The following is a 543-nucleotide window of genomic DNA, read 5'->3' on the forward strand; positions in this document are numbered from 1 at the left end:
GCACGCCGTATTGCCGTCGTGTCGCTGGCCGAGATCGTGGCTGAGCTAATGCGCTATCGCCACGGCATTGCCGTGGCCGGTACGCATGGCAAAACCACGACCACCAGCCTGCTTGCTTCAGTGTTCGCTGCCGGTGGCCTGGATCCGACCTTTGTGATCGGTGGCCGCCTGAATGCAGCAGGTACCCATGCACAACTGGGTACCAGCCGTTATCTGATCGCCGAAGCTGACGAAAGCGATGCGAGCTTCCTGCACTTGCAGCCGATGGTTGCCGTCGTTACCAATATCGACGCCGATCACATGGCGACCTACGAAGGTGACTTCAACAAACTGAAGAAGACCTTTATCGAGTTTCTGCACAACCTGCCGTTTTATGGATTGGCCGTACTGTGCCTGGACGACCCGGTTGTGCGTGAAATCCTGCCGCAGGTCAAGCGGCCGACCGTGACTTACGGCTTCAGCCAGGACGCAGACGTACGGGCGATCAATGTTCGCCAGGAAGGCATGCAAACCTTCTTCACTGTTCTGCGTCCGGATCGCGAG

At 58.2% G+C, this 543-nt stretch carries 1 protein-coding gene; it reads left to right on the forward strand.

What is annotated here, in order from left to right; all coding sequences use genetic code 11:
* Positions 1–543, forward strand: a 543-nt coding sequence (locus tag TU76_RS24275; RefSeq protein WP_048352700.1) for a Mur ligase family protein, incomplete at both ends; no start/stop codon positions are given.

This window comes from Pseudomonas psychrophila (assembly GCF_001043005.1).
In the GTDB taxonomy this organism is placed as follows: domain Bacteria; phylum Pseudomonadota; class Gammaproteobacteria; order Pseudomonadales; family Pseudomonadaceae; genus Aquipseudomonas; species Aquipseudomonas psychrophila.